This window comes from Salegentibacter sp. UBA1130 (assembly GCF_002311535.1).
Lineage (GTDB): Bacteria > Bacteroidota > Bacteroidia > Flavobacteriales > Flavobacteriaceae > Salegentibacter > Salegentibacter agarivorans.
Genome location: NZ_DCAP01000017.1, coordinates 1 through 5833 on the forward strand (window position 1 = coordinate 1; position 5833 = coordinate 5833).

Below are 5833 nucleotides of genomic sequence, written 5' to 3' on the forward strand. Positions count from 1 at the left end.
CGAAGCTTTGTATTTACTTCCCGGTGATAAGCTAACCGAATTGGAAGCATCTTTTCTACTTACGATAATATGGATATGGCTTTGGTTGCCTGCTTTGGGCATTCCTTGTACGATTCGCTTACCATCTTGGCAGTGTGGCGCCTGTGCTTCCAGTTTCTCAATTTCTTTTTCCCTTTTTTGAATACTTCCTTGCATCAGTCCGGTTTCTATTTTTCGGATTTCACTTTTGAGTTGAAGAATTTTAGTAGCATAAGGCTGGTTTTCGCGAACCTGGCGATCTGTACCTTTAAAACTCCTGCTATGTTCAATTTTACCGTAATATTTAATATCATTGATATTAATTGGCCTTCCGTCTATCTCCCGGTTAAAACAGGCCACATAATCCTTCATCAGTTCCCGGGTATACCTTTTTAGATCCTTGCTACTATTTTGCAGGCGTTTTAATTCGTATTTGGAAGGGCTAACAGTAATGGAATAGAACTTCGGTTCTTTCTTTTTGAGCTTGGCGGTATTGTTATCAATTTCTTTTACGACTTCCTCCGGGGTGATGGCATCCTCATATTGATTAAAGAAATGTTCCTTTGCCACTTCTTCTACGCCTTCGTTTTCCTTTTCGAGATAGCTAACAAAACCGGCGGAACTTTGGGAGTAATTCCCCCCTAACTTTTGAGGTGTGATGGTGATATACATAGCAGGAAATTTTACAGGTTATTATCAGAAAAATTCTTTTCACCCAAACCATCTCGTTCCTGTTTGGGAATACCATCCTTTTTCTCCCGGAGGATTTTCTTTTCCAGGATGAGTGGTTTCTTTTGAGGTACTTCGGTTTGGAAAAGTGAAGCGATCATCGCCGCGGTAGGTTTTGTTTGGGTTTTCTCCATATCACGCATAATGGCAATAACCGCATTGATACGTTTTTTAAAAGAAGCTTCGATAGTTCTCCCGGTTGGGCCCAATCTTTCGTGTGGGGAGATTTCATTATAAAAGAAAAAGTCGAGCATTGTTTCCAGGGCTTCGGTGTGCGATTTGAAGTGTGTTCTTGAAAATTCCTGGAAACGTTTTGCCGTTTCCTTTTTAAACCTGATGCCGATAAATGAGTCCATAATTCGCCGATTTGTCGCAAATTCTTCCCTAAAAATGGGCGTTGGCAGGGCATTTGTCGCAAATTGCTTAAACTCAGGAATTTGAATAAATTTTAAACAACTGATTTACAGTTATTTAAAAACGAAAAGGAGTGCTTAACATCGCGTAGCGTGTTACCCTCTTGCTACTCCTTTTCGTCCCGCAGCGCGGGACAAAAATTCCGTACAATTTGGTCTGTTGGCTGTCTTAATAGACAGTCAAAAGCCACTTGCCAATTCCCGGAGAAAATTTCCGGATTAATAATTTATTGATGTGCAGGTTTATCGGCGAAAGTCAAAAATGGATAGCCCTGCGTAAATTTGAATGCTGAAGATCAGCTAAATAAAGATACATTTTTTTTATAAAATCAAGGCAAAGAATACTTAACGAATAATTTTTTTTCTATATTTATAATCATTTGAATTTTTCATTTAATGATAGAAAGGAAAATCCAGGTAACAGCGGATTTTCCTTTTTTTCTTAAGTTGAGAGTGAAATGCTCCTTATTTTTTGAGCACAACCAACTAAGCTATTTTTATAGTTCTGTTATAGAACTGCTTTGCTTAAAAGATTTATTAAGAAATATCTGAGCCTAAAAAAACACCTCTAAAAATAGAAGTGTTTTAAAATCTGTTTAAAAATTACTTTTTAAAAATTACAGAATTCCTTCATCCGCAAAACTGTAATAATTACCATCAGGAATAAGAATAATATGATCCAGTACTTTAACATCAAAAAATGATGCCGCATTTTTAATTTTTCTGGTCAGGCTTTTATCTGCTTCACTTGGTCTAAGGGTTCCGCTGGGGTGATTGTGCAATAAAATTATTGCCGTGGTTAAGGACTTTAATACTACTGCAAATAGGATTCGAACATCGACCAGGGTTCCGGTAATACCTCCATTGGAAACTTCATAAATTCCTTTAACCTTATTAGCATTATTGAGCAGTATAATTTTAAAAGTTTCCTGCAATTCAATATTATTTTTATTCCATTGCTCAAAGGCTAATTCTGCCGCACACCTGGAACTGGTTATTTTTGGAAGCAAATTTGTTTTTAAACTTCCGCTGTAGCTTATCGCTATTTCATTAACTTTGGATTTCATTATTAGCTTATTTAAAGGGTTAATAATTAAAAGAGGGCGCAACTTTCGAAGGGAACGCCCTCTTTGTTTTTTGGGTTCTTAATCAGTAATTTCTCTATTTCCAAGAAAGAGGATTTCACTTACTAAAATTTCGGTAACATATCGTTTCTCTCCGCTTTGGGTTTCATAGGATCTGGAAGTTAGTTTGCCACGGATAGCCACTTCTTTACCTTTATCAACATATTTCTCGATAAGCTGTGCCTGTTTTCCCCAGGCCACTACATTGTGCCAGTCGGTTTGTTGAATTTTCTCTCCTTCCTTGTGATAGTATTCATTGGTAGCCAGTGAAAAACTGCTTACTTTTTTACCACTTTCGAAGTTTTTAATTTCAGGGGCATTCCCCACGTTTCCGATTAACTGTACTTGATTTCTTAGATTACTCATAATTAAAAGATTTAGATACCTGCTTTTTTTTGCAGGTTGATTAAACATTGATTTACTTATTATATCCGGAGCGTTTTCCTTTTTTAATTTTTTTATTTCGCTTCCGGGTATGTTGTTTTGAAATGATTTCATAATTGTTATTTGTTGATTTACTTCCTATAGAGCCGTTTGCTGTTACCTTTTTTGATGCTGATACATTTTCAATATTTAGAATTAGGGAAGGTTTATAAAAAGGAGGGACGACTGGCTTATGCAACCTGTACTAACTTCTAAATATTGGTATTTTGCATTACAAAAAAGGTAGGGACAGCAACGGCCGGGAAGGAAATGGAAATACTGAAATTGAGAAACAACCGGAAGTGAAGTAAAAGCAAGAATGGAATTCCGATTTAGCGGGCGTCCTTTTTTACTTCGTTAAGTATAAAACTACACGAGGAGCGATAACTACTATATGTCAGATACATCTTAGGAAAATAAAAAGGATGCCCAAGATATTCTTAGGGAAGCTCTTTACCCGAAATGGAGCATTTCGCAGAATGAAGCGGTAATGTGCTGACCGATTTACAACCAGAAGGTCTTTGAAATTAGTGGTCATAATCTCTTAAATGTATGAAGCAGAATATTTATACTAACTATTATTTAAGAATTTGCTTAAATACGTATTTTATTATACTTTTGATCTCTAAATAATAGATTAACCATGGAAATTTCGTGTACAAGAGCTCAGGCTGATCATCAACAACTTCTTAATTGCAAAAACACTTTGGAAAGAATGGATGATAATTTTCAAGATATGACCAAACTACTATCGATTGCTGGTAGTGAAGTACGCTTAAAAATTTTATTCCTTTTGAATATGGAAGACGAATTATGCCCTTGTGATATTGCTGATATTTTAGAAATGAGTGTACCGGCAATATCCCAACACATCCGCAAAATTAAAGATGCAGGTTTTATCTCTTCAAGAAGAGATGGGCAAACGTTGTATTATTCATTAGTGAAGGATAAAACAGCGGTACTTGATGCTGTTTTCACTACAATTAAAATGGTTAAAAAAACTGCGTAAAATGAAATCATCCAATATGTCCAACAGCCCAGCTTTTGTTAGCTTGCTTACTGCAGTAACTGCTTCTGTATGTTGTATTACTCCCCTCCTGGCAATTTTAGCAGGTAGTAGTGGACTTGTCACCACATTTTCCTGGATAGAACCCTTTCGTCCTTATTTGATTGCGCTTACTATAGGAATTCTTGGTTTGGCCTGGTATTTAAAATTGAAACTTAAAACACAAGAAGAAATAGATTGTGCCTGTGATGAGGAAGAAAAACCATCTTTTTGGCAGTCCAAAAATTTTCTGTTCATGGTAACAGTATTTGCCGGATTGATGCTGGCTTTCCCTTATTATTCCAATATATTTTATACACAGCCCAGTAAAGATATAGTGTATGTTTCTCAATCAAACATAATAAAGCACACCTTTGAAGTTGAGGGAATGACCTGCGCAGGCTGTGAAGCCCACGTAGAAAGTGAGGTAAATAACCTAGATGGTATTTTATCAGTCAAGGCGAGTTACGCAAATACTAATACCGTGGTAGAATATGATAAAACTAAAGTCGATTTAACCGCAATCAGAAAAGCAATAAATACAACTGGTTATAAAGTAATCGATACAGAAAATAAAAAAGAGAAGTAGATGAAAAAATATGATGTATTTGTAATAGGTTCCGGGATGTCAGGTATGACTGTTGCTAATAAATGTGCCTCCAAAGGCCTTAAGGTGGGCATTACTGATGAACTTCCCTACGGTGGAACCTGTGCCCTAAGAGGCTGTGATCCTAAAAAGGTGATTATAGGAGCAACGGAAGTACGTGATTTTGCCCAAAGACTTAAAGGAAATGGAATAGATACTGTGCCTGAAGTCAATTGGGAAGATATTATGGCTTTTAAGCAATCTTTTGTCGATGCCATGCCTCCTAAAATTGAAAAAGGATATAAGAATAAAGACATAGACACCTATCACACTTCAGCTAAATTTTTATCTGATAACACCTTACAGTTAGGTGATAAAGTTATTGAAGCTGGGAAATTCGTGATCGCAACAGGTGCAAAACCCCGGGTACTGGATTTTGAAGGTGGAAAATTAGCACTTTCAAGTACAGATTTCCTTACCCTGAAAAAGCTACCTGAATCACTTTTATTTATTGGAGGAGGCTACATTGCCTTTGAATTTGCCCATATCGCTGCGCGGGCCGGTGCCGATGTAACCATATTACATCGTGGTGATCATCCATTGGAAAACTTTGACCATGACATTGTACAACATCTTGTGAATGCAACGCAAAACCTGGGAATTAAACTGGTTTTGGAAACTGAAGTCTCAAAAATTGAAAAGAAAGAAGATCATTTTGTAGTAACAGGAAAATCCAATGGAAAAGAGGTAACTTATAGGACTGACTCTGTCTTTAACTCGGCCGGTCGTCCTCCCGCTATTTTTGATTTAGATTTGGAAAAAGCAGGGATATCTTTTTCAAAAAAAGGAATCCTGGTCAACGAATACCTTCAAAGCACCTCTAACCCTAATATTTATGCAGCAGGAGATTCGGCAGATTCCAGAGGCTTGCCCCTTACACCGGTCGCGGTGATGGAAGGACATGTTGTAGCATCAAACATCATCAAAGGGAACAAGAAAAAAGTTAATTATCCACCAATGCCTTCCGTAGTTTTTACTTTACCTACCCTGGCATCAGTAGGATTGACCGAAGCAGAAGCCAAATCAAAACAGATAGAATATCAGGTCAATTATAACAATGCGGAAAGCTGGTTCAATGCAAAAAGACTGAATGTTAAAGAATATACTTATAAAACGATTATTGATAAAGAGAATCAGACTATTCTTGGGGCACATTTAATAGGTCCTAACACAGAGGAAACCATCAATTTATTCGCCATGGCAATAAAGACCAAAATGAAAATCAATGAGTTAAGGACGATGATCTTTGCGTATCCGACTTTGTCATCGGATATTCCTCATATGCTTTAAAAACAAATAGATTATGGAAATAGAACTAGTTTCTACCATTAAATGTCCTGGTTGCGGACACACAAAAGAAGAGGAAATGCCCACAACAGCCTGTCAGTTTTTTTACCAATGTGATAATTGTAAGCATTTATTAAAACCAAAAGAA

The 5833-nt window shown here is 36.7% G+C and carries 8 protein-coding genes; 4 read left to right on the plus strand and 4 right to left on the minus strand.

Features of this window, described 5'->3' with window-relative positions:
- The 4 genes from mobB to B4F31_RS05130 form a co-directional block, all read right to left on the minus strand.
- Window positions 1–690, minus strand: a 690-nt coding sequence (mobB, locus tag B4F31_RS05115; RefSeq protein ID WP_286760765.1) for a MobB family relaxase, incomplete at its 3' end; no start/stop codon positions are given.
- 11 nt (window positions 691–701) lie between these two features.
- Entirely contained in the window at window positions 702–1103 is a 402-nt protein-coding gene (locus tag B4F31_RS05120) for a BfmA/BtgA family mobilization protein (protein WP_057481270.1), read from the minus strand.
- Between the two features lie 674 nt (window positions 1104–1777).
- Window positions 1778–2227 (minus strand): JAB domain-containing protein, encoded by a 450-nt coding sequence (locus tag B4F31_RS05125; protein ID WP_037317162.1) that lies wholly within the window; start codon window positions 2225–2227, stop codon window positions 1778–1780.
- A 78-nt stretch (window positions 2228–2305) separates the two neighbouring features.
- Window positions 2306–2650 (minus strand): single-stranded DNA-binding protein, encoded by a 345-nt coding sequence (locus B4F31_RS05130; RefSeq protein WP_037317165.1) that lies wholly within the window; start codon window positions 2648–2650, stop codon window positions 2306–2308.
- Window positions 2651–3350: 700 nt separating this feature from the next.
- On the opposite strand from B4F31_RS05130, the gene B4F31_RS05135 reads away from it, so the two are divergent.
- The 4 genes from B4F31_RS05135 to B4F31_RS05150 form a co-directional block, all read left to right on the plus strand.
- Window positions 3351–3716 (plus strand): ArsR/SmtB family transcription factor, encoded by a 366-nt coding sequence (locus B4F31_RS05135; RefSeq protein WP_093406103.1) that lies wholly within the window; start codon window positions 3351–3353, stop codon window positions 3714–3716.
- Window position 3717: 1 nt separating this feature from the next.
- On the plus strand, window positions 3718–4341 hold the full coding sequence (gene merTP / locus B4F31_RS05140; protein WP_133549886.1) for a mercuric transport protein MerTP: 624 nt from the start codon (window positions 3718–3720) through the stop codon (window positions 4339–4341).
- Window positions 4342–5688 carry a dihydrolipoyl dehydrogenase family protein gene (locus B4F31_RS05145; RefSeq protein ID WP_208225764.1) on the plus strand — a complete coding sequence of 449 codons (1347 nt, stop codon included), beginning with the start codon at window positions 4342–4344 and terminating at the stop codon, window positions 5686–5688.
- 13 nt (window positions 5689–5701) lie between these two features.
- Window positions 5702–5833 (plus strand): GDCCVxC domain-containing (seleno)protein (locus B4F31_RS05150; RefSeq protein WP_286760766.1); only part of this gene is annotated, 132 nt, incomplete at its 3' end.